Raw genomic sequence first — 26,880 nt, 5'->3', positions numbered from 1 at the left:
GAGAGGGTTGATAGCAAAATTAACATAAAAATAGAATTGAAGTAATCTTATAGCAGGTTTTTTAAGGATTTACAAGGAATTAGAACTAAAAATTGCGAAGCTTAAAATAACTAAAAGAATAAAAGAAATAGATTTTATGTAAGTAATATCGTGTAAGTACAGGATACTTAACTTTTAGTTATCGGTTATATTTACGTTTCACAATTCAACTAAACTATGAACCACATTAAACTTGCAGGGCTTATTCTGTATAGCCTATTGACTATTTCGTGCAAACAAAAAGACGCTTCAGTAAAGAAAGAAAAAAGTAATGCAGAATCCTTTATTCCAGAATGGGTTGATAAAGTAGGAGCGAAATCCTTTGAAAATAAAAAGGAAATCTTTTTTGTCAATGATTATGGTGCTGTAAATGATGGAGAAACTTTAAATACCGAAGCCATTCAAAAAACCATTGACGCTTGTTTTGATGCTGGCGGAGGAGTTGTAACCTTTAAACCGGGAAGCTATTTATCTGGCTCCATTTTTATTAAGAGTGGTATTAACTTTATTGTTCCAAAAGGCGTAACCATAAAAGGAAGTGAAAATATCGAAGATTACAAGGAAATCGATACACGTGTGGCGGGTATAGAAATGGTGTGGCCTGCCGCTTTAATAAACGTAAAAGAACAGACTAATGTTGTTTTGGGAGGTGATGGTGTAATAGACGGACAGGGGAAAGTGTTTTGGGATTACTATTGGGATTTACGTAAAAACGATTACGAACCCAGAGGACTGCGTTGGATTGTTGATTACGATGCAAAGCGCCCGCGAACCGTTTTAGTCCAGAATTCTAAAAATATCTTTGTTCAAGATTTGAATTTACAACGTGCTGGATTTTGGACAGTACAGGTATTGTACTCAGAATACATTACAGTCGATGGTTTAAAAATAAGAAACAATATTGGTGGTCACGGACCAAGCACCGATGGTGTGGATATCGATTCTTCGAAATGGATTTTAGTACAAAATTGTGATATCGATTGTAATGACGATAACTTTTGTTTAAAGGCTGGTCGCGACTGGGATGGTCAGCGCGTTAATAAACCTACCGAATATGTCGTGATAAAAGACTGTATTGCAAGACAGGGAGCGGGGTTGTTTACTTTAGGTAGTGAAACTTCCGGAAGTATTCGTCATGTATTTGTGTCTAACATAAAAGGAATGGGTACTAAAAATGGATTGAATATAAAATCAGCAACTAATCGAGGCGGTACTGTTGAAGATATCTATTTAGAGAATATTAAAATGGATAGCGTGCGTACCTTTATGCAAGTGGGCATGAACTGGAACCCGAATTATAGTTATTCTAAATTGCCAGAAGAGTTTAATAAAGATTCCATTCCTGTGCATTGGAAAAAAATGTTAGAAAAGGTTGACTCTGAAAAAGGGATTCCGACCTTTAGAGATATAACCTTAAATAATATCCATGTAAAGGGAGCCCAAACAGCAATTAATGTAAATGGATTAGAACAATCGGTAATCGATAACATAACATTGAACAATGTTTATATTCAGGCAAAAACAGCAGGTAAAATAAGTTATAGTTCTAATTGGATCCTTAATAATGTGAAAATTTTACCCGATGACGGAGGGCAGGTATTGTCAGAAAACACGCAAAAAGTTGATTTGCCTGCGTCCGTTTACCAAACAAAATAAGGTTTTAAATGAATTTATTAAAATCGAGAATAATTGCTATTAGTTTTGGCTTTTTTGTAGGTATGTTGGGGCAATTGCCGGCACAAGAATCGGTAGAAAAAAAAGCAGAACCACGACAGATACATTATCTTCCTAAAGGCGAAAGTTTTATTTTAAAAAACGGCTCTAGAAAATTTAATAGAGCATTGTACGGAACAAATACAGGTTTTAGAGTAGAAGCTGGAGATTTGCCCGAGTTTGCCATGTATATGCCAGGCATGGGAGGTAACTTTAAATTAGGAATTACTACAGAAGGAAAAAGCAAGTGGCTTACCGAAGGTGATGTTATTGTAACGAAATATACGCCAGGAGTAATGCTTTATGAAATAGAAGACACATTACTTGAAAGAGGCATAATAAAAATAGAAGTTGCTGCACATGCCGATACCGAAGCCATGTTGCTTAAAGTAAGTACTGAAAATATTCCAAAGAGCATATCATTAATCTGGGCCTATGGTGGAGCCACAGGCAAAAAGTTTCATCGCGATGGCGATATCGGGGCCGATCCGGAATCGGTGTTTTATATGCATCCTGAGTATTGTGTTAATAATCAATATGAAGTTAAAGATGATATGTTTTTGTTGCATTACGGATCAGAAAGTAACAAGCAGAAAACAGGGAACAATAGAAGTATTTCAGGGTATTTTCCAAAATCTAAAACTAAAATTGTTGAAGCTAATTTAACAGCTAACCCAAAGGAACTTTTTTCATCACAAGCAGATGTAAGTCCGATAGTTATTGGAGAAATCTCACTAAAGAAAAGTGAAACGCTATATTGGAAACTTGAGAATAGCAACACCTTATCCGAGGTTAAACAATCGCAATTAGCAACCGAATTTAATCAAGCTTCAAATAAAGTTAAAGCGTTACGCTCTCGTGTAACTTTAAAAACCCCAGATCCATTCATTAATACACTCGGCGGTGCTTTAGCTGTTGCAGCAGACGGTATTTGGGAATCACCAGCGTATTTACATGGTGCAGTAGCTTGGCGTATGCATTTAAATGCCTGGCGAGGCGCTTATGTAGCGAACCCTTTAGGTTGGCACGACCGGGCAAAAACTCATTTTGAAAGCTATGGTAATTCACAGGTTTTAGAACCAGAAACGGGCCCGGTAGTGTTAGACAGCTCCAGAAATTTTGCCAGACAAAAGGAGGTCTTAGGTACAGCCATGTTTAGTCGAGGGTATATAAGTCGTCACCCGAATAACAATACAAAGGCCCACCATTACGATATGAATTCCGTGTTTATTAATCAGTTGTTACGTGGTTATCAATGGACGGGCGATTTAGATTTTATGCGTAAGATGTGGCCGGTGGTTCAGCGTCATTTAGCTTGGGAAAAACGAAACTTTGATGCGGATAACGATGGACTTTACGATGCTTACGCTACCATTTGGGCAAGCGATGCTTTACAATATATGGGGAGTGGCGTGACGTATTCATCAGCATATAATTATTCAGCAAATTTACTGGCGGCGAGTATAGCCAAACTGTTAGGTGAAGATAATGACGTGTATATTAATGAAGCAAAACATATTAAATCAGCCATTGAAAATAAATTGTGGATTTCTGAAAAAGGTGTTTTTGCAGAGTATAAAGATTTATTAGGAAATCAATTATTGCACGACCATCCAGGTATTTGGACTATCTATCATGGTTTAGATGAAGGCATTGCTAATGAATTTCAAGCGTATCAATCATTACGATATATAGATACCGAAATTCCTCATATTCCTTTTAAAGCAGAAGGCTTACCTCAAACAGACTTAGAGTTGATTTCTACAACAAACTGGCAACCTTATACCTGGTCGGTTAACAATGTGGCGTTAGCCGAAAATTTACACACGGCTTTGGCTTACTGGCAAGGCGGTCGACAGGAAGAAGCCTATAAATTATGGGAAAGTGCTTTGGTAGAAAGCATGTATCTCGGTGCATCACCGGGCGGATTTCAGCAATTGTCGTATTATGATGCTATCCGGGGGGAATTGTATCGCGATTTTGCCGATCCCATTGGTATGGCGGCACGTTCGTTAGTTGAAGGACTGTTTGGTATTAATCCGAATGCTATAGAAAATACATTAGTTATAAAACCTGGGTTTCCAGAAGCTTGGAATAATGCGTCTTTAAACATTCCTGATATCAATATAGATTTTCAAAAAAGAGCCGAGGTTTCAGAATTTCAAATCGAATCAAAATTCACAAAAGAAATGAAACTGAATTTGGAAGTTAATGTTTATAGCTCAAATATAGAATATGTTGAAATTAATGGTGAGAAGGTTGATTGGAAATTCAATGAAAACGCTATTGGAACACCAAAATTAATCATTGAAAGTCCTTATCAAAAAAAGTATGATATTAAAATCTATTGGAAAACTGAACCTTTAGAACAACCTGTTTTTGAGTTTTCTGGAAAGCAGAATGATATTAAAATATTTTCAACAGAAAAGGCAGATATACTTCAGGTATACGATCCTCAGGAATCCATTTCAGAAGTTAATAAGGGAAATAAGCAATTAGAGTTTGAAATTAATGAGATAGTAGGTAACAAAACCTTATTTGTTCAGTTGAAGCAAAACGATGTAGTGTGGTGGCAACCTATTCATTTGAATGTTGCTAAAGATAAATCAATCTCGAGATTTCAAAACTGGGATGAAAAACTTCCGGAAACCACGAAATTCGAGATGGTCGATCTACAAAATGTTTTCAACAATAAAGTCACAGACATTTTTGAGGAAAAATATTTAAGTCCGCGACCATCATCGCCAACCTTACAACTGCCAACTCAAGGTATTGGGAACTGGTGTTATCCATACATTAAACCAGAAATAAATGATTCTGGGTTACGCCGAAAAGCAGGAGAAAATAATACGATTGTAAGTCCGCAAAATATTCCATTTAAATCGCCTTCCGAAGTAACCAATCAGAATATTGTTTTTGTATCGCAATGGGATAATTTTCCGAAGAAAATTGAAATTCCATTGTCAGGGCATTCATCTCATGCATATTTTATGATGGCAGGAACAACAAACCCGATGCAAAGTCGATTTACTAATGGGAAAATTATTGTTAATTATACTGATGGAACTTCGGAAAATTTAGATTTGAAAAACCCTGAAAACTGGTGGCCTATCGAGCAGGATTATTTTAGAGATGGTCTGGCTTTCAAGACAGATGCACCAAAGCCTCCAAGAGTGTATTTTAAGAATGGAGAAATTACCAGAGTTTTTAAGGATTTTATTCTAATAAAAGGGTTTTCAGATTTTGGAATCGATGGCGGAGCCGGAACCATTTTAGATTTACCTCTAAATGATTCAAAGACTTTAAAAAGTTTGGAATTAAAAGCTATTGCTAACGATGTGGTTATTGGCCTGATGAGTTTAACGTTAATACGCTAATAACATGAACAGGAAGGAATTTATAGCGACTAGTATTCTGGCGTCTTTAGGCAGTTGTTTGCCCATGTTTGCGAACGATTTTAATAGTTTAAGTCAGAAAGTTAAATTATCCGATTTTGAAAAACGGTTGTCTCCGGTTGGTCGAGCTTTAGAATTCGAAAATTACTACGTGTGGTGTAATAGCCCTATTGAGGGACCAGATGGAAAGATTCATGTATTCTTTTCAAGATGGCCAAAATCTAAAAGCATGAGTGGCTGGACGCATGCTTCGGAAATTGCTCATGCTGTTGCCGATAAGCCAGAAGGTCCTTATGAATATGTAAGTACGGTCGTCGCCCCACGAGGTGAAGGATTTTGGGATGCTACAACTTGTCATAACCCCAGTATTCATTATGTTGATGGAAAGTATGCCCTGTTTTTTATGGGGAATTCTAATGGGAAATTGAATACACAACGTATCGGGTTAGCTACCGCCGATTCACTTTATGGGCCATGGAAAAGACCTGATAAACCACTCTTGCTTCCAGGAAAAGAAGGTGAGTGGGATGATCATTGTACAACGAATCCATCATTTTTAAAGCATCCTAACGGCGACTATTGGCTGTATTATAAATCTTTTGATACCGAAGGATATATCCATCCTAAATTTAAAATTCGAGGTAATAGAAAATATGGGTTGGCTATTGCTAAAAGGTTGGAAGGGCCTTATGTAAAATATGAAGGTAATCCAGTTGTAGATTTCCATAAAATGGGTAATAACGAACAATGCGAAGATGCGTTTACCTGGTATGATGGAGAAAAGTTTCATATGTTGGCTCGCGATTTAGGAGTTTATGGTATTGATAAAGGTTTGTATATGAGTTCTAACGATGGAAAGCATTGGTCTCAACCCGAAATAGGATATCAAGAACTGAGTAAATATGTACAGCAGCCACCGGCACCAAAGCATTTAAATCGGTACGGTAGAGCCGAACGTCCACAGGTATTATTTCAAGACGGAAAACCAACCTATTTATTTACGGCTTCCCAAGGAGGAAAGTATGAAACTGCCTCGGGCTTTATTTTTAAAATCAACTAAACAAAATACACCATGAAAAAACAAAATTGGTTTTATCTCTTAACGATTATATGCATCAGTTTGTATTCCTGTAAGGATAAAGAAGAAACTATTGCAGAAAAGATAGACCGAAAGGCTGTAGTTACACGGCATAATGTTAAAATTACTGAGGTCGATACACTAGGGTCTTTAAACGTAGGAAACGGCGAATTTGCTTTTACAGTCGATGTGACGGGATTACAGTCCTTCCCTGAATATTATCAAAATGGTGTGCCATTAGGAACACAGTCGGAGTGGGGCTGGCATAGTTTTCCAAATAAAGAAAATTATGAGTTTAGTGAAACTTTAAAAGGCTATAATTTTAACGGAAAGGCCGATGCGCTTTATGCCATCCAAAATAGGGAAGATGAACGAAAGAATGATGCTGCCGATTATTTTAGAGCAAATCCACATCGCTTGCAGTTAGGGAATGTGGGGTTGGAAATTTTAAAGTCTGATGGAACTTTAGCTTCTCCTGAAGATTTGAAAGATATCAATCAGGAATTGAATTTATGGACTGGTAAAATCGAAAGTCAGTTTACGGTTGAAGGTGTTCCGGTTAAGGTTACAACTTATGGAGATTCGGAAAAAGATGCCATTGCAGCCAAAATAGAATCGCCTTTGGTTACCGAAGGAAGAATAAAAATGAAATTAAGATTTCCTTATCCAACGAATCAATTTGCCGATCGAGGAACAAATTACGAACACAACGATTTACATGAAACGAAGGTGAATCAAGAAAACGGAAATAGCTTTGTTTTTAATAGAACATTAGATAACGATGCCTATGCTGTTCAAGCTTCTCTAGATGTTGAAGGTCATGTTACAGAGGTTGCTCCTCATTATTTTACCATTCAACCCAAAGCTGAAAATAGTTTTGAAGTTGCTGTGGAATTTGCTTCAGAATTTCCTAAAGAGATATTGAATTTTAGTGAATCAGAAACTCATAGTATTGCTGCATGGGAACAATTTTGGGAATCTGGTGGAGCAGTAGATTTCTCTGAATGTACCGACCCAAGAGCCTTTGAAATTGAACGTCGTGTGGTACTTTCTCAATATTTAACCCGCTCGCAATGTGCTGGGCATTATCCTGTTCAGGAAACAGGTTTAACTTATAACAGTTGGTTTGGGAAACCACACATGGAGATGTATTGGTGGCATAGCGCACACTATCCGTTATGGGGAAGAACTGAATTGTTGGAAAAAAGTATTGGTTGGTATTTTGATGCCTACGATAAAGCTAAATTAATAGCTGAGCGACAAGGCTATAAAGGCGTGCGATGGCAAAAAATGACCGATCATTATGCCGATGAAGCGCCATCTAATGTAGGGTCCTTTTTAATCTGGCAGCAACCTCATGTGATTTATTTATCGGAAATGATTTATAGAAATAATCCAACAAAAGCCAATTTAGAAAAATATAAAAAATTAATATTTTCAACTGCCGATTTTATGGCGTCTTATCCTAATTATGATGAGGCAAACGATCGTTATATTTTAGGAAAAGGTGTGATTCCTGCACAAGAATGTTTTAATAAAATAGAAACGTACAATCCGCCATTTGAATTGGCGTATTGGAAGTGGGCTTTGGAAAACGCACAACAATGGCGTGAGCGATTGGGAATGGAAAGGGAGCAGGAATGGCAAAAGGTAATAGATCGTTTGTCACCATTGGCTCAACATGATGGTGTTTATTTGGCGGCAGAAAGTGTGCCGAATTCCTATTCGCCAACCAGTGAACATACTATAGATCATCCGGCTGTTTTAGGTGCTTTAGGTTTTGTTCCTAGTACGGGTTTTGTTGACGTTTCAATCATGAATAAAACCTTTAATATTGTCGATAATGTGTGGCATTGGGATCATACCTGGGGATGGGATTTCCCTTTAGAGGCAATGACAGCGACACGACTTCAACGACCTGAAGAGGCAATAAAAGCTCTATTGCGAGATGAAATAACAAACACCTATTTACCTGGTGGGCATAACTACCAAACCCCTAGATTGACGTTATATCTTCCTGGTAACGGAGGTATCCTATCAGCTGTAGCATTAATGTGTGCTGGTTATGATGGTAATACTACTGAAAATCCTGGATTTCCAAAAGATGGAAAATGGAATGTGAAATGGGAAGGCCTTCAGCCGATGCCTTAAATAATTATCTTTTTTTATTATAACAACGCACTCTATTTAGGGTGTGTTGTTGTTCATGGACGATTGCATTTCATTATTTTTCACATTGAAGGATTCTTAAAATGATTTCTTTTAATTCTTGATATGAAATTTTAAGTATGGTTTTTATTTGTTTTTGTAAAAATTTTAGTTAAAAAACTTTTATTACTAATTTTTATTAATTAATATTGTGTAATCGATTGCATTTTTCGATTACCAACTAAACAAAATAAGCCACATATTAATGAAAAAACTAAAAAGACTTTTAGTATTGTCTTTAGGATTTCTTGCCCTAAACGCATGTAGTAGCGACAGTGACGCTATAGATGAAGATAAAACCATTCTTGTTACATCTGTAATAGTTAATGGAAGTGATATAACAGATGGTCAAGCGAAACAATTTACCACAGTTGTACTACCTAATAATGCGACCGATCGCTCCGTTACCTGGTCTGTATCCGATGAATCCATTGCTTTAATTTCCGATAAAGGTGTTTTAACCCCATTAGAAAACGGTACAGTTGAAATTACTGCTACTGCTAACGATGATTCAGGAATATCAGCACAAAAGACTGTCGAAATATCTGGTGTAGCCGGCCCTGTGGTATTGGTTGAAAGTATAAGTGTTTTTGGAAGTGATATAACAGATGGTCAGGCGAAGCAATTTACAGTTTCTGTTCTACCAAGCGATGCAACCAATAAAGTCGTTGTTTGGTCCGTATCCGATACCTCGATAGCCGAAGTTAATTCAGAAGGACTTTTAACTCCTAAAAAAAATGGAACAGTTAATGTCATAGCAACAGCTACAGATGGTAGTGGGATTAAAGGAGAATTAAGTGTTAACATTTCAGGAATTGTACTAACAAATTTAAGAGCAGAAAACATGTTGTTATGGCAACGCAACAATGGTGGATGGCCAAAAGAACCATATAATGATTTCTCTGGATATGATAGAGAACAAACCGAGTCTGAAAAATCAAAAGCACAAGCCGAGAAAGACTTTACCGATACTACAATAGATAACAATCATACCATAGGAGAAATTAGAGCATTATTAAGTGCATATAAAGCTACCAATAATACAGCATATCTAGATGCTGCTGTTAGAGGAATTGACTTTTTATTTGAAATGCAATATGACAATGGAGGTTGGCCTCAATATTATCCTTTAAGAAATAATTACAGCAGACATATTACTTATAACGATAATGCTATGGGGAATGTTATGAATTTAATGCGTGATATTTTCTTAAAGAAAAATAATTTAGAATTAATAGACGAAAGTTACATCAGTAAAGCAGAAACCGCTTTCAATAAAGGAATTGATGTTATTTTACAAACTCAGGTTGTTATAAATGGAGTAAAAACGGCTTGGTGTGCACAGCACGATGAAGTGACATTAAAACCAAGAATGGCAAGGTCTTACGAGTTAGCTTCAAACAGTGGCTCGGAGTCTGTAGGTGTAGTAAGATTACTTATGACTTTAGATAATCCTTCCTCGGAAGTTATTGATGCTATAAATAGTGCGGTTGCTTGGTTTGAATCTGTTAAGATTGTAGGGTATGAACTTAAAGATGTTAATGGAGACAAAGTGCTTGTAGAATCTCCAGGAAATGTGATGTGGGCGAGATTTTACACACTAGATGATTATACCGGAGATCAGTATGAATCATTATTTAATACGTTTAATCCTAATGAGCCATTTTTCTGTAGCAGAGATACAGACGCTGGAGGAGGTGGTCCTAGAAAAACGATTGCCGAGATATCTTACGAAAGAAGAAATGGTTATGCCTGGTATGGTAGTTGGCCTAAGAATTTAATAAGTACTGAGTATAGTGCATGGAAAGCCGAGCACAGTATTTAAGTTTTGTTTGAGTTAGTCGAAAAAAGTCGCTTTGGGGAGAAGCGACTTTTTTTATTTAAAGATCCAAGGATTGCAAGTGTTAAAGATATTTTCTACGGTATAGTTACTAGCTTCCTTTTTACTCAGTTGGTGAGACCAGGATACTCGTTGGCTGGTATCACTACCTAACCCGGAGCATTTATATTCAGCAAAAAATGCAGTTTCTTCATTTTCAGGATTACCCCAGTTGTGCCATCCTTCAGGTCTTATAGCTTCGGGTAAATCGCATCTTATGAAAACCGATTTAGCATAGTAACGCCAAGGTCTACCTAAATACAATTTATTCACATGTTCAGCGGTTGTAATCTTACAATCTATAAATACAAAACCGTATGCTTTATCTTTTGGGGTGTTAGGTGCTGTTATGTAAGAATCAGATTTGCAATGTATGGTACAGTTCTTAAAAACCGCTGTTGCCGGACCGAAAATAAAGTCGGTTGTTCCTTCTATATAACAGTCTTCGAAAAGCTGACGGGAGTACTCTCCGCCATGGTAAATGGTGTCTTGGTTTCCTAAAAATTTACAATTTTTAAAAGTGGCTTTATCAGCATCAATATGTAAAGCTACGGCCTGACCGACTGGGCCCGATGAATTTTCGAACGTGATATTTTCTGCTCTAAACCTGTTTCCTGAGATTTTAGCAGTATAAGAATTAAACGTTCCAATATGTGGCCCTCTGCCGGCATAATCATTAAACGTAATGATGGTTTTATTTATGTCTTCACCTATAAAAGTAACATCGACATTGTAACGTGGAAGTTCTATTTTTTCAGTGTAAGTGCCATTTTTTATGAAAAGTTTAATAGGTCTTAACGGAAAAACACGCATCGCATCGATGGCTTCTTGTATATACTTGTAATCACCACTGCCGTCTTTAGCTACAACAAAATCATATTTGTATTTATTAGGATTAGAGGTTTGGGCGGATATATTTTGGAATACAATTAGTAAGCATATTACCAAAAAGGATTTTATTGAATGTTTCATGAAAATGGAATGTTAAGGATGAAATACTTTGGTTAAAAAATTATCCATGTAATTAACGGTTTGATTAACCCAAGGATTAAATAACCAAAAGGTATGTATATTATAATCGAATTTATGGACTTCATTGTAAATGCCCCAATGGTCCAACAAACCAACAAGTTCGTCTTGTCCGGCATGGAAACGAGGAAATCCACTGTTTATAAACATAATTGGACATGAATTTTCATTGGCCCAGAAAATGCTCGATGCGTCTTTCCAAAGGTCAGGTCTATCGTAAAATGAGCCTCCTAACCATTCTATATCCGGTGAATCAGGTCTACGAGTTAAATTTAAAGAGGTGGGAGCCATAAAGTCAACAACACCATCTATATCTATAATAGCTTGCACTTCGCTGGAATATCCAAGTTTTCCATGATTTCCTTCTTTCTCTGGAATATTGTTGGTGAGCCCAACAAGCATAGCGAGTTGTCCTCCGGCCGAACATCCTGAAATAGCAATCTGGTCGGGGTTAATATTATATTTTTCGGCATTGGCACGAAGCCATCGAATAGCACTTTTAATATTGAATACAGCAGCCGGGTATTTTGCTTCTAAGGATAACTGATATTCCACACAAACCGTAACAAAACCTCTTGAGGCTAATTTTTGAGCCATTGGAACTTGTAGAGACTTATCTCCCGAACGCCAGCCGCCACCATGAACCATGATTAAAGCCGGATATCTACCTGTTTTTTTAGGAGAAAAGACATCGGCATGTAAATCTCTTTTTCCAAAAGGTGTATTTTCTAATGTTGTATAAACGATATTGCGATAAGCATTTACATTTGCGGGTAAAGAATCTTTAGCAGGCGTTATATAAGGGAAGTATTTTAAATATTTTTTATACTCGCTTGCTACCTGGTACGAGGTGTCTTTTGGGAATTTATTTTGTTGGGCAAAGCCATAAACGCAGACAAAAATTAGAATGATGCAACTATATAATTTGGTGAATGTTCTCATATTATTTTCTACGGTAAGGTTTAATAACATGTTGAGCTAAATTTAAATTTTGTTCTATGATACCTTGAAGCACCAGTTCAGCCATTTTTCTAGCTCCAAATTCTGTAAAGTGGGTGTTGTCTGGGTAACCATCAGGAAATCGAAAGTACTCTCCAGGTTCAAAGTACATGTATAAATACCTTGAACAAGCTTTTCCCATAGCATTTAAAAGAGCTCTACTTTTTGAGTCTAAATCAATAAACGGAACATGATGTGTTTTTGAAAGCTCTTCTAAAGCCTTTAAATACGGTTCGTGACATTCAACAGCATTTTCTTCCGAATCAAATTTCCAACGTGTCACCGGACTTATAATCACTGGAAAGGCGCCTTTTGATCTGGTCTCAGAAATATATTTACTGATGTATGTTTTGTATTGTTCAGGTGTTGTTTTTCTATCCGGATGGTCTTTAGAGTTCTGCGCGTCATTATGACCAAATTGAATGAGTACATAATCACCTTCTTTTAAGGCATCTAAAACAGGTTGCCATCGGTTTTCTGCAATAAATGATCTTGAACTTCGTCCACCTTTGGCACGATTTTCAATGCTTACAGACTCATTAAAAAAGTATTCGAATGGCATGCCCCAACCCATTTGTGGAAATCTGCTTTCATCATACAAACACATGGTAGAGTCGCCTATCAGGTAAACTGTCGTGGTTTTATTCTGAGCATTTATGGATGTGTTAAAACCGAATATCAAAACGGTTAAAATCGTAATTAGTTCATTGGTTTTCATGTTTTAAAAGTTTATTTAAAAAGTTAACGGTATAGTTTAGTGTGGTGTCAAACCAAGGGTTGGCCAGCCAAAAGGAATGCGGACTTCCTTTAAGTGTATAGGTTTCATTGTAGATGCTATGCTTGTTTAAAATATGAAGCATATCATCCCTTCCGGCATGAAATCTTGGATGCGAGCTGTTAATAAAGAGTGTTGGAGGTGTTTGGCTGTTAACATATTCTAAAGGCGAAGCTTCTTTCCAAAGTTTAAAGTTTTCCTCTTTTTCACCGTTTAACCAAATACCAGCCATCGAAGCTTTTCCAGGTTTCGATTCTGCAGCTGCTTCAGGATGGATGAAAGATACAATCCCGTCAACGTTTACTATAGCTTGGACTTTATTTGAAATTTTAGGATGAGAAGAATACATTGATGAATTTGGAGTTACTCCAACCAGTGTCGCTAATTGGGCTCCTGCCGATGCTCCTAATACAGCAATTTTTTCTGGGTTGATGTGATACTTTTTGGCATGCTTTCTTATCCAGATAATGGCATCTTTTATATCGTTAACAGCTGCCGGATATGTGGCTTCAAAGCCCAGGCGATAGCTTACAGGAATGCCTATGTATCCATTTAAGGCTAGGTGTTGCCCCATAATACGTTCATTTTCTTTGCTGCCAACAAGCCACCCCCCGCCATGAATGAGTAAGACAGCAGGGAAGGTTTCTTTCTTGTTTTGTGATTTTGGTCGGTAAATGTCCAGCTTTAATTTTGAAGTTTCTGTTTTTTTATAGGTGATATCTTCGCAATAAATAATACTATCTGAAACTAAAGGAATTATGGCTGAAATATCGGGATAATCCTTTTTTAATTTTTGAAAAGTGTTTTCAATAGTATAAGGCTTATAATCTTCCTTTTTTTGGGCTATTGCGTTATAAATAACTAAAAAACAAGCGATACTAATTAAAACAGAAGACTTCATGACGGTTAGTTTTTTATGTGAAACTCATAGGTTTTTCCTTTTTTCGTTGGAATATCATACAAGTTGTATGTAGGTAGTTCTAATGGTTTAATTTCGGCAGCTTCAGAGATTAAAGGTTGTTTAATGTCTGGTGTCTGGTAAAATGGATTATTGTTTTCTCCAGATGCTTTTGGTAATTCGTTACCACTATCATCTACCAAGACCTCCTTGGTTCTTAATCTTAAATTTCCTCCCAATCCAGACGTGATTTTTACTGACTCTAACTGGTTGTTATTCCATTTTAAATCGACTTCAAATCCGCCTCTAGCTTTTAAGCCTTTCACTTCGCCTTGGCTCCAGCTATCTGGTAACGCCGGAAGAAAGTGTAAGGCTTCATCGTGCGATTGAATTAGCATTTCAGCAATCCCAGCAGTACAACCAAAGTTTCCATCAATCTGAAACGGTGGATGCGCATCAAAAAGGTTAGGGTAGGTGCCTCCAGATTCGGTGCCATCTTCCACTAAGGTAAGCTGAGTTTTAATAAGTTTATACGCACGGTTTCCGTTAAGCATACGTGCCCAGAAATTCACTTTCCAGCCCATAGACCAACCTGTTGAAATATCTCCTCTAAACTCTAAGGTTTGTTCGGCCGCTTTGAATAAGTCTGGATTTTTAAAAGGAGAGATTTGAGCCGATGGATGCAGGCCGTATAAATGTGAAATATGACGATGTTTATCACCTGGTTTATCCCAGTCTTTTATCCATTCTTGTAATTGTCCGTATTTACCAATTTGCATGGGTGGTAGTTGCGATTTCATTACTTTAAGTGAATCTGCAAATTCTATGTCAAGTTTTAATACTTTAGATGCGTTAATAACGTTGCTAAATACATCGAAAACCAGCTGGTTATCCATAGTTGTTCCATATGTAATCCCAACACCGCTGATATATTTGTTTTCTGGAGACATAGAAGGGGCCACAACCAACCAGTCATTTTCAGGTTCACGTTGTAAGACATCTGCATAGAATTCGGCGCTTGATTTTAAAATCGGGTAGTATTTTTCTAAGAACTTTTTATCGCCGGTAAATAAATAGTGTTGCCATAAATGTTGACTTAACCAGGCACCACCCATAGGCCAAAAACCATAAAAACCACCGTCTATCATGCCGGTTACACGCCAAATGTCGGTGTTGTGGTGCATATTCCAACCTTTAGCATGATACATTTTTTGAGCACTCTCTTGACCTGTTACAGCTAAGTCTTCTAGCATAGAAAACAAAGGTTGGTGTAGTTCAGATAAGTTAGTAACTTCTGCTGGCCAGTAGTTCATTTCGGTATTGATATTCACCGTGTATTTACTGTCCCATGGAGGTGATAAACGGTCGTTCCAAATACCTTGTAGGTTGGCAGGTTGTCCTCCGGGTCTTGAACTTGAAATTAACAAATAGCGACCAAACTGGAAATACAAAGACACAAGCGATAAATCTTCCTGAGTTGCAAAATTTTCAAGACGTTTATTGGTTGGAATTGAATCGTTAACCTGTTCGCTTAATGTAATAGATACACGTTTAAATAACTTCTGATAATCTTCAATATGCTGTTCTTTTAAATCTGTATAGCTTAGTTTAGTACTCTGCTCTAAGTACTTATTAGCATTTTCATCAGGTGAATTACTTAGGTCGTTGTAATTTTTAAAATTGGTTCCTATGCTCACTAGTAAGGTGACTTCATCTGCATTTTTGATACTTAAAGTGTGGTCTTTCGTAATAAGATCTCCTCCTGTTAGTTTAGGGTAAACCAAAGTTGAGAAGTTTATTTTCCCGGTTTTATTTTCATAATCACCACTGGTACCGGTTAACTTAAGGGCACCGTTTTCGGTTTTTACGATATGGGTTTTTTGAGGAGAATCTAAGCTAATGCTAAAGTTTAATTGTTTGGGCTTATCGGCGGTTAAATGAATCACCAAAACCTGATTTGGGTAGGATACAAAATATTCTCTTTTAAAGTTTACACCATCGGAAGCATAGCTTACCGAGGAAACAGCATTTTCAATATCTAAATCCCTTCTGTAATTTGTTGGGTTGTTTTGGTTTTCAAATGAAATATTTAAGTTACCTACAGTCTGGTAAGGAACACCGTAGTTATTGTCTTCTGGAGTGCTTTTAGGAAATACATTAAGAGCCATTTTTTGAGCCTCTTCATATTTTCCATTAAAAAGTAGTTTTCTTAGGTTTTCAACATCTTGATAATAATCTTTTGTGATGTTATTTCCGGGTTCTCCTGCCCAAACGGTTTCTTCATTAAGTTGAATTCTGTCTTGTTCAATTCCGCCAAAAATCATACCACCAATTCTACCATTGCCGATAGGTAAGGCTTCATTCCAGTTATTCGCCGGCTGGTCGTACCAAAGTACATTTTTTGATGGTGCTTTAACTGGTTCTTCGGTATTACAAGCTGTAAAACATACTACAGCTAAAAGCCAAACGCATGGTTTTAAAATGTAGTTATTAGTTATGGTCATCTTAGTTTAGTGTCTTATTGTTATTTTATAAAATTCATTTCTTTTAACCATTTTGTGGAAAGTGTTTTCCATTCATCGGTTAAGTTGGAGGTGTTATAAACCCCAATTTTGTGCCCGCCTTCCGGAAAAATATGAAGAGACCCTTGAACCTTATTTTTTATCATTGCTTCGTAAAATAGAATACTATTCATGGGATGTACTGCTTCATCATTTTGTGCATGAAATAAGATGGTTGGCGGCGTATTAGCGGTTACCTGATGTTCGTTAGAGTAATAATGAATGTTTTCCCAAGTACGGTGTTTTCCCAGAAAATTGGTTTTACTTCCTTCATGGGTGTATTTTCCCAGACTAATCACCGGAGAGACTAAGACCATAAAATTAGGTATAAATCGTTCATTGTCTATATCATCACCAATACTAGAGAAATCGGTAATGTGAGTTGAAATGGTTGATGCTAAATGCCCACCTGCCGATGAACCAAAAACACCAACTTTATCTTTATCTAAATTCCATTCTTTAGCATTATGGCGAATAATTTTCATGGCGCGTTGCGCATCTTGAACCGGGCCTTGTTCACTAACAATTAAATCGGGTGAATTCGGTAAACGATAGAGTAATACAAAGGCTGTGATGCCTTGCGTATTATACCATTTCGCCAGTTGAATACCACCTAAATTATAAGTGAGCTTTTGGTAACCACCAGAAGGTAAAATTAAAATGCTGCTGCCATTCTGTTCTTCTTTTGGAGGAAAAAACGAAAGTAATTTAGGCTCTTTAATTTGGGTAATGCGTTCACGTTCTTCTATATACTCTAATGTTAAACCTTTAGAGTTTGGCATTTTACCTTTTGGCCAGATATTCATGCTTTCTTGCGCATAAATCATACAACTCAATAATAAAACACTATAAAAAAACATTCTTTTCATCATTTCAATTATTTTAGTTTAACAGCTTTTTTGTTGACTTCTTTTGCTTGAAGTATTTGCTGTGTAGGGTTCGTAATATCTTTTTTGTTAAACTGAATGTTTTTAGTTTTATTTCCTAATATTTTTATGGCTGATTGACTTTCTGAAAAGAACAAGTCTTCCACGTTTACATTCTTACTGTTGTAAATGGTTAAGGCATAATCTTCCGAAGCTTTTACTTTAACGTTTTTCAAAATAATACCATCTGAATCTATTGCTGTAAAACCTTTTTTAGTTTCAAAAACAGCATTTTCAATCGCTACATTTTTAAGATTCATTTCAGGAAGTCCCATGAAGAATACAGCTGTTTCAGACTCCGAAACATGAATGTTTTTCATAAAAATATTTCTGAAAGACGGGGTTTCCTCGGTAACAGGAACCATGGTTTCATCACGTTTTTCATCATCGGCATTCTGGTCTTCTTCAAGAACAGGCGAGTTACCGCCATAAAACAAATTAAAACGTATGGCTTCGGTAGGAATGTGCATCATGTCGATGTTAGAGATATAAATATTTTCCACAATACCTCCACGACCGCGAGTGCTTTTAAAACGAAGACCAACATCGGTTCCTAAAAACGTACAGTCAGACACATGAACATTTTTTACGCCACCAGACATTTCGCTACCAATAACAAACCCACCATGGGCATGATACACCACATTGTTTTTTACAATCACATTTTCTGTAGGTATGCCGCGGTCGCGACCATCTTTGTTTTTTCCGGATTTAAAACAAATGGCATCGTCGCCAACATCAAATGTGTTATTGTAGATCAACACATTTTTGCAGGATTCTAAATCTAAGCCATCTCCGTTTTGCGAATACCAAGGATTTCTCACTTTTAAATTTCTAATAATAAGGTCTTCACTCATTAACGGGTGAATATTCCAAGCGGGTGAATTTTGAAATGTCGGCCCGTCAAGGAGGATACGTTTGCTGTTTACCAAACTAACCATTACCGGACGTAAATAATCTTTTATAGATTGAAATTCGGCATCATTAATTAAATCCGGAACATTGAAGTTTGTCGTGCCTTCATGGCCTTTTTTTGCACCTTCTGAAGGAAACCAGATGCGTTTGTCTTTAGAAAGAACACCACCAGAGTTCACTAACTTTTTCCATTGTCCATCTGTCATTTTTGATTTTTTAACAGGACGCCATGCATCGCCGCTTCCATCAATTATACCTTCACCTGTAATGGCTATATTTTCAACATTATTAGCGGTAATAGGAGAGATGCATCTTGCGGTTTCAAGACCTTCAAAACTGGTTTTTACCAAAGGGAAATCGTCAAAGTTTTTACTGAAAACAATTACAGCTCCGGCCTCTAAATGAAGGTTGACGTTACTTTTAAAAATGATTGGTCCCGTTAGCCATAAACCTCGGGGCACAATTACATGGCCGCCACCCTTGTTGTTAACATCGGTTATGGCTTTTTCAAAAGCTTTAGTGTTTTTGGTAATGCCGTCATTTACAGCTCCAAAATTTGTGATGTTAACCTTGTAGTCTGGAAATGCTGTAGTTTTTACTTTAGGCATATTAAACTCTATGCCGTCGTAAATATTTTGTTCGGTTATAATTTTTGTCTGTTGTGCTTGTAATAGGAAAGCACAAAAAAGGGTTAAACAAATTAACCCTTTTTTAGTTGTTGATAACTTGATCATTATTTTGTGATGTTGAAATAATCTATATCGGCGTAACCACCGCGCTTTGCTTCTTGCGTACTTACACTGAATAGGCCAACTTTAGCGCCTATCCATTTACCTTCACGTGCTTTAAAAGCCTTACCAATTTTTCTGAATTTTTTGCCATTTTCAGAATAATAAAACTGGCATGTGCTATCTGGTCCAGAAACTTCAACTTTAAAATACGCTGAATTAGTTTTGATGCGTTTTTGATCATTAACCTTTTCTTCGGAGCCTTTAATAGCGTTAATAGCTTCGGTTTGTTTTATAAAAAATCCTTTTTCATCATGTGATATACTTAGCGTCGCATAATCCATTCCCATAATGATTAAACCAGCCGTTTTACCACTTTCGGCTTCCTCAGGTTGCAAGATGATTTTTGTTTCGGCTGTAAAATCGGGAGCAGGAAATTTTTGGAGTAACAGGTTAGGAACCATCCATAGGTTAGGTTCGTTTTCGGGTACTTTAATTGAGAACAATCTTAAGTAATCGTTGCCAGGTAGTTTAGCATGCCAAACCACATTGTTGTTCGCACTCCATTGCCATTGTAAACCGATATTGAATCCAGTGAAGTCATCAGTTTCAACAGGGGTTTCTATAGGATAGGTTTTGCCAACGTTTGGTTTGGTGTGAGTCATTACAGGTTCTCCAATACCATTACCATCTAAGTCTTTACCCATAACAGGCCAGTCGTTTTCCCAAGTCATAGGTTGTAGGTGAACAATTCGACCTACAGGACCAACATCCTGAAAATGGTAAAACCAGGATTCGCCATTTGACGTGTCTACCCACGCCCCTTGATGAGGACCATTAATGTCGGTTTTTCCTTGTTCTAAAACTACTTTTTCTTCGTAAGGGCCATAAATGTTTTTAGAACGCAATACCAATTGCCATCCGGTAGCGACACCTCCGGCAGGAGCAAAAATGTAATAATATCCATTGCGTTTGTAAAATTTAGAACCTTCAACCGTAGGGTGGTTTTCATGACCGTCAAAAACATGAATGCCCGGGTCCAGCACTTTTGTGCCTTCTGTATTCATCTTATTTACAGATAGAAGGCTTTTTACGCCTGCGCGACTTCCTGCGTAAGCGTGTACTAAATAGGCATCACCATTATCATCGAAAAGGGGACAGGCATCAATTAAACCTTTGCCTTCCATAACTAAAACAGGTTCATCCCATTTTCCGTAAGGATCTTTGGTTTTAACCATGTAAATTCCGAAATCGGGATCGCCCCAGTAAATATAAATTTCACCTTTGTGATAACGGATAGCCGGAGCCCAGACACCATTACCATGTTGTGGAATGTTAAATGTATCCAAAGGTACTTGAAGCGGTAAAGCATGGTTTATTAATTTCCAGTTTACCATATCTTTGGAATGTAGGATAGGTAAACCCGGCGTGGCATTAAAGCTAGAGGCGGTCATATAATAATCGTCTCCAACTCTTACCACATCAGGATCTGAATAATCAGAATATATAATTGGATTTTTATAAGTTCCATCGCCATTATCTCCAACCCAAACTTCAGAAACATATGGTTTTTCGGTTTGTGCGATTAGTAGCGACGAACAAAATAATGAAAGTGCAATTATGTGTAGTTTCATTAAAATTAGTTTAGTGTTAAATGGTTTATTTGTTTAGTTCTAGGCTGGCCATAATAAAAGGGCCAGTTCCTTTAGGGTCGTTAGCTCGGATTTTTTCTCCAATGTAATATTCAAACGAACCATCGCGGTAAGGATTTCCACCTAGTCCTGCAACAGCACAACATTGATTAAGATTTACAACACCGTTTTCTTCAACAGTAACTAAATTTTCCAAAAGTCCGTTGTAGGCTTTGTTAGCTACCTCTAAATATTTTTCAGGTAAATACCCTTTGTTAACGCCTTTAGCGAAGGTATAGGTAAACATTGAAGTTCCTGTAGCTTCTAAATAGTTGCCTTCTCTGTCTCCTTGGTCAAGGACTTGCCACCATAAGCCAGAGTCATCCTGTACCTTAATTACAGCTTCAGCATATTGGTTTAAGTATTTAATGATTTTTTCACGTCCCGGGTGATTTTCCGGTAAAAAGTCTAAGACATCCACCATAGCCATACCGTACCATCCCATACCACGAGACCAGAAATGTTGTGAATTTCCAGTTTCTTTGTTAGCCCATTTTTGTTCTTTACTTTCATCCCATCCGTGGTATAAAAGACCAGACGCTTCATCGCGGCTATGCTTTTGAATTAAATCAAACTGAAGTACAACATGGTTGTAGATTTCTTCTTTTTTTGCTTCGTCCTGGATATAATCGTTGGCATATTTTGTATGGAAAGGCTCAGCCATGTAAAGACCATCTAACCACATTTGGTAAGGATATATTTTCTTGTGCCAGTAACCTCCATCGGATGTTGTTGGTTGCGATTCTAATTGGCTATCTAATGTTTTCATAGCTTTTAAGAAACGCTCTTCTTTGGTAATCGGGTATAAGAATAATAGAACATCACCTGACTTTATCATGTCCAGGTTTTGTTTTTCCAGACTATAAGTGTCTATGGTTCCTGTGCTATCGATTAAGGTATCGGCATAATCGTAAATATAATCGTAATATTCTTGTTTATCGGTAGCTTCGTATACACGAGCACATGCACTTAAAACTAACCCAGGAGTGTATGTCCAGCGGGCACGAGTGGCAAAGTCTAATTTTGTAGCTTCCGGAAAACGGTGAATTTCTGAAAGCATCATACGTTCAGACCATTTTAAATTTTCAGGAACTACCTTTTCAACGGTTGCTGTAGGTTCTTCTTGGGTGTTTTCTTTTTTTGCATCTTTACAAGAGGTGGCCGATAAGCCTAATGCTAATGTAAAAAGTGCAATATACTTTGTTGTTTTCATGATGCTTATTTAATCGAGTTTGTTGCGTTTAATGCTTCTAATTTTGTGTCGATATCTTTTAAGAAATCTGCTTCAGTTTTAATGCCGTTTAATTCTTGTTCCCAAGCTGCTAAAAAGTAATAAGTAACGGTCTCTGTGGTCGGTTTAAAAATAACCAGATGTTCGTAATCTCCTTTTTTCTGTTCGGCAACTTCATCTAATTTATAGAATAAAGCCATTCCTAATTTATCGGCTGGTTCTGTCAAAGTTTGAATACCATAAGTAGCAATGTATGCCCAGGTTTCACCTTCTTTTTTATGAAATGTTACATTGTGGTCTACAATTCCTGTGCAAAGGCCTTCAATAGCTTTTGATGGTGTTAATTCTGCTTTTGTAAAACGGTCTTCAGGGTAGATGGTTAATTTAGATTTTAAATCAATCGTATCTTCTCCCGATTCCCAACCTGTGTAGGCAATATCAATAGACGAGTTGGCGTCTGTATTTGTAATGTTGGCTTTCGTATCTTTTACTTTTTGGAAATGTACCATAGTATCTGCTACAACACGACCATAGCCCCCAATACCCATAGATTTACCTGCTTTTAAGATATCTTGTCCCCAAGGCGAATCGTGGTGATAAGAATCAAACCCATCTTGGCCAACGTACGGTAAAACTATAGAATCTACCTTTTTACCATAAATGTCGATAGCGTTTCTCCAGTCTAAGTATAAACGGTAGCCAACCTGACTATTTTCCCAACCTGGTCCTTCGTAACGAATATACCAAGTGTGATCGGTATGCTGTTCTGGTACCTGTAGTTCTTCTACATTTTTAAAAGATGTCCCTCCCTTGTATTCTTGATGTCCGTTTGGACCATCACCCCAAGTTCCGCCTTGAGCAACGGAAATTTCAGCGTATGTTTTAGGTGTTGTTTTAACTTCAGTAACAACATCTTCTAAGACTTCAGAAGATTTAGATTTATTATCCTTGCAGGAATAGAGACTTAGTAAAACAATTGGTATAATTGCTATGTTTTTCATGATTGAAAGTTGTTTGAATGATTTAATATTGTTTACCATTAATGGTAGTATTTTCAAAGATAACAGGTTCTGAGAATTCTACCGAAAGTGGTGTCTTTGCATTTTTAATATGAACATTGGTTAAGGATACGTTTTTTATAACCATATCTTCTTCGCGACCTTTTATAAGAATACCATATTTGCCACTGTTTTCAACATTGATATTTTCTAAGTGGATATTACTTACTTTAGGCATAAATTGTCCCTCCTGATTAGCGTAGATGGCGTAATGTAAGTTAATTTTTAACAAAGCTTCTTTTACTTGGCCCACCTGAATGTCTTTTACATATAGGTTTTCAACAAAACCACCACGAAGTGTATTGGTTTTTATACGTACGGCACGATCTAAATTCGGGCTGTCCATTTTACAATTTCTGGCGAACACATTTCTAACACCAGCTGAAATTTCACTACCTAAAACGACACCTCCATGACCATCTTTCATGTCGCAATTTTCAATAACAATGTTTTCACTTGGAATGTTTACCCGTCTACCATCGTTATTTCTACCGGCTTTAATTGCAATACAGTCGTCGCCAGTATCGAATGTACAATTGGTAATGTGAACATTTTTGCTGTACTCCGGATCGCAACCATCATTGTTTGGTCCATGACTGCTAACGGTAACACCATCAATACGTACATAATTACATTTTAAAGGATGAATAATCCAAAATGGTGCATTGGTAATGGTAACACCTTCAAGTAAAACATTTTCGCATTCAAACGGTTCGAAAAATGTTGGGCGTAAGTGATAACCTTTGCCAAATACCCGTTCGGAAACAGGTGTTTGTTTGTCGTTCATGTCGCGTAATCTGGGCAGATTTATAGAATCATGTTGCTTGGGAGCACCTTCAACCCAGCCATAAGAATCTTTACCACACCAGGGCCACCAATTGGTATTACTCGCTTGTCCGTTAAGAACTCCTTTTCCCGTAACGGCAATATTATTTTGTTTATACGCACGAATAAGGGGGGAATAATTCATGAGTTCAACAGCTTCGTACGAGGTGTGAACTACAGGAAGGTAATCATCATGATTAGTTGAAAATAGCACGTTAGCACCTTCTTCTAAATGTAAATTGACATTACTTTTTAAAACAATTGGACCTGTTAAAAAATCCCCTTCTGGAATAATAACTTTTCCACCACCTAATAGACTACAACTATCAATGGCTGTTTTAATAGCTTCAGAATTAAGTGTTGTCCCATCAGCTACAGCTCCAAAATCAATGATGTTAAATGTGCGATCTGGAAACTCTAATACTTTGATGCTTTCAATAATTTTATCGGCAGCAGCAAAGGCATCAGGTTGTGTTTGTTCTTCCTGTTTTGCTTTTTCCTTACACGAGTTAAACGTTAAAGCAAAAAGTGAAAAATATAGTAAAACGTAGTGCCTTAAATGATTAGGTGTTGTTTTCATATGATTTAATTTAGTTGTAATCGATTGCTTAAAAATACTAAAGATGTCTTGGTTAACATAATTTATATGCAATTATCAAACGTTAAAATTGATAAACTTTTGTATTTAAATGTCTTATAAATTAGGTGTCCAGTTGTCAGTTCCTCCTAAAACGGCATTTAAATTAAAAGTATCGGCATCTTCTTTAGATAGAGCTTTAGCCCATTTTACCCGATTTGTTGATGCTCCTGGTCCTGTGGTACCGTACTCGGCATAAAACGTAGTTTGCTCTGCATGAGGTTTGCCCCAATTGTGCCAGCCTTCGGGTTTAATAAGATTGTCCATATAACAGTTTATCCAAACCGTTTGTGCATAATCGCGCCAGGGTCTACCCAGGTAAAAGGTGTTTTCTTCGGCACTTCCCGTTATTTTACAATTTTTGAAAACAAAGCCATAGGCTGTGTTTTGGTCTGTAGATGCAGCCGTGACATACCCTGAGTTTTTACAGTATATTTCACAGTTTTCAAAATAGGCTGTAGACCATCCAAAAATAAAATCGACCGTACCTTCAATATAACAGTCTTTGTAATATTGTCGGCTACCCTTTCCGTGGCAGTACAAAGTATCTTGGTTACCTAAAAAACGACAATTGTTAAAAATAACTTTGTCGCCATCAACTCTTGCGGCTACGGCTTGACCCACTGGTCCTGCGCTATTTTCAAACGTGATATTTTCAGCTTTAAAGTTATCACCAAAAATGAAAAAGGATGTTGACCCTGTAGTCCCCATTTCTTCTCCAAATTTATTGTGTTTTTGAGCAAAATCGTCGTAGGTTAAAATGGTTTCAAACTTGTCTTCACCTACGAAAGTGATATTTGTTTTTGAAGCAGGAAGTACCAACTTTTCTTTATAAATTCCGTTTTTAATATAAATTTTAGTTTCTTTTTTTCTGAAGTTTGGTACCGCATCAATAGCAGCTTGTACAGATGTGAAATCACCATTACCCTTAATGTCTATGATGTATTGGTAAGTCTCTCCGTTTATTGTTTTACTGTTGGCGAAGGGGGTGATTAATGAATTGGCATAGACTTCAATATTTGTGTAATTTTCATCTAATGTATGCAGGTTACTGTCTTTTTCGTTTGGGTTTAAATTGTTTGCTTTTTCCCAATCATTTGGTATCCCATCTTCATCGGTATCAGTGTTTTGATTTCCTGATTTCAACTGAGGCCAACCTCCAACATTTTCCTGAGAGTCAATAATACCATTTTTGTAATTCGCACCACCTTCACGAGTGTTATGAACAATTCTAGCATCTACCGCATCTCTTGATAGACTTGCACCAGCTTTTTTTAAAACAGACTCGTATGTGTCTTTTGCACTTTCAGTTGAGGTATTATTAGCGATGTCAATTTCAGAATTAAGCTTTGTATCTAATGTGGTTTCACATTGAACTCCACCAGTCCAGTTGTTATTTGATATCTTTTCAAAGCCATCAATATAGTTGCCGCTTACATAAAACTTTCCGTAAGGTTCGTATGGTTCAATAATTCTATCCTTAATAGATTCTTTTGTAGCAGGTCCTGATTTAAAATAGTTGTTAACTATGTTGTATGTCCCTTTTTCGCCTCCATATATGCTATTGTTTCCCCAGTTGTAAATGACATTATTTCTAAAGTCTACAAATTCGTTTTTTGAGTTTTCGGTAGTTGAAGATCCGCTAAATCTTGGGTTTCTACTATTGTTAGAAGCAATTAAGTTATGATGAAAAGACACATTTACGCCACCCCAAATCCCACCATAGCCGTGAGCTCCTTTATGATGTACAGAATTATTTAAAGCTTCAGAAATAATACAATACTGAAGTGTGAAATTTGAGTTATTGTAAAATGAAGCATTTTCATCGGTTGCCCAACTAACCGAGCAGTGGTCTATGATAACGTTGTTAGTATCGCGACACCCCAAAGCATCCCCTTCAACTTTGTGAATATCTCCCATTCTAAACCTCAAGTACCTCAGGATTACGTTATCGGCTTTAATTGTGAAAGAATATCCTTTTATGGTAATACCATCGCCAGGAGCCGTTTGTCCCAGTATAGTTAAATTACCTCTGTTAACATCTAAATCGGATTTTAATTCTATGGTACCTGAAACTGCAAATACTATAGTTCTAGGTCCTTTTTTTAGAATTCCTTTTCTTAAACTACCTTCACCATCATCATTTAAGTTGGTAACCCTGTAAACGAGTCCACCTCTTCCTCCGGAAGCATATTTACCAAAACCTTCGGCGGAAGGGAAGGCCAATTCCTGGGCTTGAGTCAGGAGTGTTGTAAAAAGGATAATTAAACTTAAGATGTTATTTTTATTCAACAT

General features: G+C 37.0%; 17 protein-coding genes. 5 read left to right on the top strand and 12 right to left on the bottom strand.

From position 1 onward, the window contains the following. Positions 1 to 216: 216 nt before the first annotated feature. The 5 genes from RBH94_RS03750 (at position 217) to pelA (ending at position 10,258) form a co-directional block, all read left to right on the top strand. Positions 217 to 1,695 carry a glycoside hydrolase family 28 protein gene (locus RBH94_RS03750; RefSeq protein ID WP_307882436.1) on the top strand — a complete coding sequence of 493 codons (1,479 nt, stop codon included), beginning with the start codon at positions 217 to 219 and terminating at the stop codon, positions 1,693 to 1,695. Positions 1,696 to 1,703: 8 nt separating this feature from the next. After that, the gene (locus RBH94_RS03745; RefSeq protein ID WP_307882435.1) at positions 1,704 to 5,129 is read left to right on the top strand and encodes a DUF4450 domain-containing protein; all 3,426 of its coding nucleotides are present in this window, start codon (positions 1,704 to 1,706) and stop codon (positions 5,127 to 5,129) included. Between the two features lie 4 nt (positions 5,130 to 5,133). After that, positions 5,134 to 6,207 (top strand): glycoside hydrolase family protein, encoded by a 1,074-nt coding sequence (locus RBH94_RS03740; RefSeq protein ID WP_307882434.1) that lies wholly within the window; start codon positions 5,134 to 5,136, stop codon positions 6,205 to 6,207. Between the two features lie 12 nt (positions 6,208 to 6,219). After that, the gene (locus RBH94_RS03735; RefSeq protein WP_307882433.1) at positions 6,220 to 8,376 is read left to right on the top strand and encodes a hypothetical protein; all 2,157 of its coding nucleotides are present in this window, start codon (positions 6,220 to 6,222) and stop codon (positions 8,374 to 8,376) included. A 262-nt stretch (positions 8,377 to 8,638) separates the two neighbouring features. Further along, positions 8,639 to 10,258, top strand: a complete 1,620-nt coding sequence (gene pelA / locus RBH94_RS03730) for a pectate lyase (protein ID WP_307882432.1) — start codon at positions 8,639 to 8,641, stop codon at positions 10,256 to 10,258. Between the two features lie 51 nt (positions 10,259 to 10,309). On the opposite strand, the gene RBH94_RS03725 is transcribed toward pelA, so the two are convergent. From RBH94_RS03725 to RBH94_RS03670, 12 genes are all read right to left on the bottom strand, one after another. Continuing rightward, complete coding sequence (locus tag RBH94_RS03725) at positions 10,310 to 11,284, bottom strand: pectinesterase family protein (RefSeq protein WP_307882431.1); 975 nt, start codon at positions 11,282 to 11,284, stop codon at positions 10,310 to 10,312. 12 nt (positions 11,285 to 11,296) lie between these two features. After that, positions 11,297 to 12,313 carry an alpha/beta hydrolase gene (locus RBH94_RS03720; protein WP_307882430.1) on the bottom strand — a complete coding sequence of 339 codons (1,017 nt, stop codon included), beginning with the start codon at positions 12,311 to 12,313 and terminating at the stop codon, positions 11,297 to 11,299. Continuing rightward, complete coding sequence (locus RBH94_RS03715; protein WP_307882429.1) at positions 12,285 to 13,058, bottom strand: rhamnogalacturonan acetylesterase; 774 nt, start codon at positions 13,056 to 13,058, stop codon at positions 12,285 to 12,287. Before RBH94_RS03715 ends, RBH94_RS03720 begins: the two co-directional genes overlap by 29 nt. Continuing rightward, entirely contained in the window at positions 13,045 to 14,016 is a 972-nt protein-coding gene (locus RBH94_RS03710) for an alpha/beta hydrolase (protein WP_307882428.1), read from the bottom strand. Before RBH94_RS03710 ends, RBH94_RS03715 begins: the two co-directional genes overlap by 14 nt. 5 nt (positions 14,017 to 14,021) lie before the next feature. Continuing rightward, positions 14,022 to 16,517, bottom strand: a complete 2,496-nt coding sequence (locus tag RBH94_RS03705; protein WP_307882427.1) for a glycoside hydrolase family 95 protein — start codon at positions 16,515 to 16,517, stop codon at positions 14,022 to 14,024. Positions 16,518 to 16,537: 20 nt separating this feature from the next. Then, positions 16,538 to 17,446 (bottom strand): alpha/beta hydrolase, encoded by a 909-nt coding sequence (locus RBH94_RS03700; RefSeq protein WP_307882426.1) that lies wholly within the window; start codon positions 17,444 to 17,446, stop codon positions 16,538 to 16,540. 5 nt (positions 17,447 to 17,451) lie between these two features. Then, positions 17,452 to 19,149 carry a glycoside hydrolase family 28 protein gene (locus RBH94_RS03695; RefSeq protein WP_307882425.1) on the bottom strand — a complete coding sequence of 566 codons (1,698 nt, stop codon included), beginning with the start codon at positions 19,147 to 19,149 and terminating at the stop codon, positions 17,452 to 17,454. Next, complete coding sequence (locus tag RBH94_RS03690; protein WP_307882424.1) at positions 19,149 to 20,777, bottom strand: glycoside hydrolase 43 family protein; 1,629 nt, start codon at positions 20,775 to 20,777, stop codon at positions 19,149 to 19,151. The genes RBH94_RS03695 and RBH94_RS03690 overlap by 1 nt, the downstream gene beginning before the upstream one ends. 25 nt (positions 20,778 to 20,802) lie before the next feature. Beyond that, positions 20,803 to 22,047, bottom strand: a complete 1,245-nt coding sequence (locus RBH94_RS03685; RefSeq protein ID WP_307882423.1) for a glycoside hydrolase family 105 protein — start codon at positions 22,045 to 22,047, stop codon at positions 20,803 to 20,805. A gap of 5 nt (positions 22,048 to 22,052) precedes the next feature. Further along, entirely contained in the window at positions 22,053 to 23,066 is a 1,014-nt protein-coding gene (locus tag RBH94_RS03680; protein ID WP_307882422.1) for a DUF4861 family protein, read from the bottom strand. 22 nt (positions 23,067 to 23,088) lie between these two features. Beyond that, positions 23,089 to 24,528 carry a glycoside hydrolase family 28 protein gene (locus RBH94_RS03675; RefSeq protein ID WP_307882421.1) on the bottom strand — a complete coding sequence of 480 codons (1,440 nt, stop codon included), beginning with the start codon at positions 24,526 to 24,528 and terminating at the stop codon, positions 23,089 to 23,091. A gap of 114 nt (positions 24,529 to 24,642) precedes the next feature. Continuing rightward, a complete protein-coding gene (locus tag RBH94_RS03670) occupies positions 24,643 to 26,880 on the bottom strand; it encodes a pectinesterase family protein (RefSeq protein ID WP_307882420.1) in 2,238 nt (745 codons plus the stop codon).

Origin of the sequence: Aestuariibaculum sp. YM273 (genome assembly GCF_030908365.1) — a bacterium.
Lineage (GTDB): Bacteria > Bacteroidota > Bacteroidia > Flavobacteriales > Flavobacteriaceae > Aestuariibaculum > Aestuariibaculum marinum.
This window is presented reverse-complemented; position numbering and strand designations above follow the sequence as displayed.

Coding starts and splice junctions, on each gene's coding strand:
- RBH94_RS03695 (WP_307882425.1), bottom strand. CDS start 19,149: ATGATCAAGTTATCAACAACTAAAAAAGGGTTAATTTGTTTAACCCTT.
- RBH94_RS03715 (WP_307882429.1), bottom strand. CDS start 13,058: ATGAAAACCAATGAACTAATTACGATTTTAACCGTTTTGATATTCGGT.
- RBH94_RS03740 (WP_307882434.1), top strand. CDS start 5,134: ATGAACAGGAAGGAATTTATAGCGACTAGTATTCTGGCGTCTTTAGGC.
- RBH94_RS03700 (WP_307882426.1), bottom strand. CDS start 17,446: ATGATGAAAAGAATGTTTTTTTATAGTGTTTTATTATTGAGTTGTATG.
- RBH94_RS03750 (WP_307882436.1), top strand. CDS start 217: ATGAACCACATTAAACTTGCAGGGCTTATTCTGTATAGCCTATTGACT.
- RBH94_RS03745 (WP_307882435.1), top strand. CDS start 1,704: ATGAATTTATTAAAATCGAGAATAATTGCTATTAGTTTTGGCTTTTTT.
- RBH94_RS03670 (WP_307882420.1), bottom strand. CDS start 26,880: ATGTTGAATAAAAATAACATCTTAAGTTTAATTATCCTTTTTACAACA.
- RBH94_RS03685 (WP_307882423.1), bottom strand. CDS start 22,047: ATGAAAACAACAAAGTATATTGCACTTTTTACATTAGCATTAGGCTTA.
- RBH94_RS03735 (WP_307882433.1), top strand. CDS start 6,220: ATGAAAAAACAAAATTGGTTTTATCTCTTAACGATTATATGCATCAGT.
- RBH94_RS03675 (WP_307882421.1), bottom strand. CDS start 24,528: ATGAAAACAACACCTAATCATTTAAGGCACTACGTTTTACTATATTTT.
- RBH94_RS03680 (WP_307882422.1), bottom strand. CDS start 23,066: ATGAAAAACATAGCAATTATACCAATTGTTTTACTAAGTCTCTATTCC.
- RBH94_RS03710 (WP_307882428.1), bottom strand. CDS start 14,016: ATGAAGTCTTCTGTTTTAATTAGTATCGCTTGTTTTTTAGTTATTTAT.
- RBH94_RS03690 (WP_307882424.1), bottom strand. CDS start 20,777: ATGAAACTACACATAATTGCACTTTCATTATTTTGTTCGTCGCTACTA.
- RBH94_RS03705 (WP_307882427.1), bottom strand. CDS start 16,517: ATGACCATAACTAATAACTACATTTTAAAACCATGCGTTTGGCTTTTA.
- pelA (WP_307882432.1), top strand. CDS start 8,639: ATGAAAAAACTAAAAAGACTTTTAGTATTGTCTTTAGGATTTCTTGCC.
- RBH94_RS03725 (WP_307882431.1), bottom strand. CDS start 11,284: ATGAAACATTCAATAAAATCCTTTTTGGTAATATGCTTACTAATTGTA.
- RBH94_RS03720 (WP_307882430.1), bottom strand. CDS start 12,313: ATGTTATTAAACCTTACCGTAGAAAATAATATGAGAACATTCACCAAA.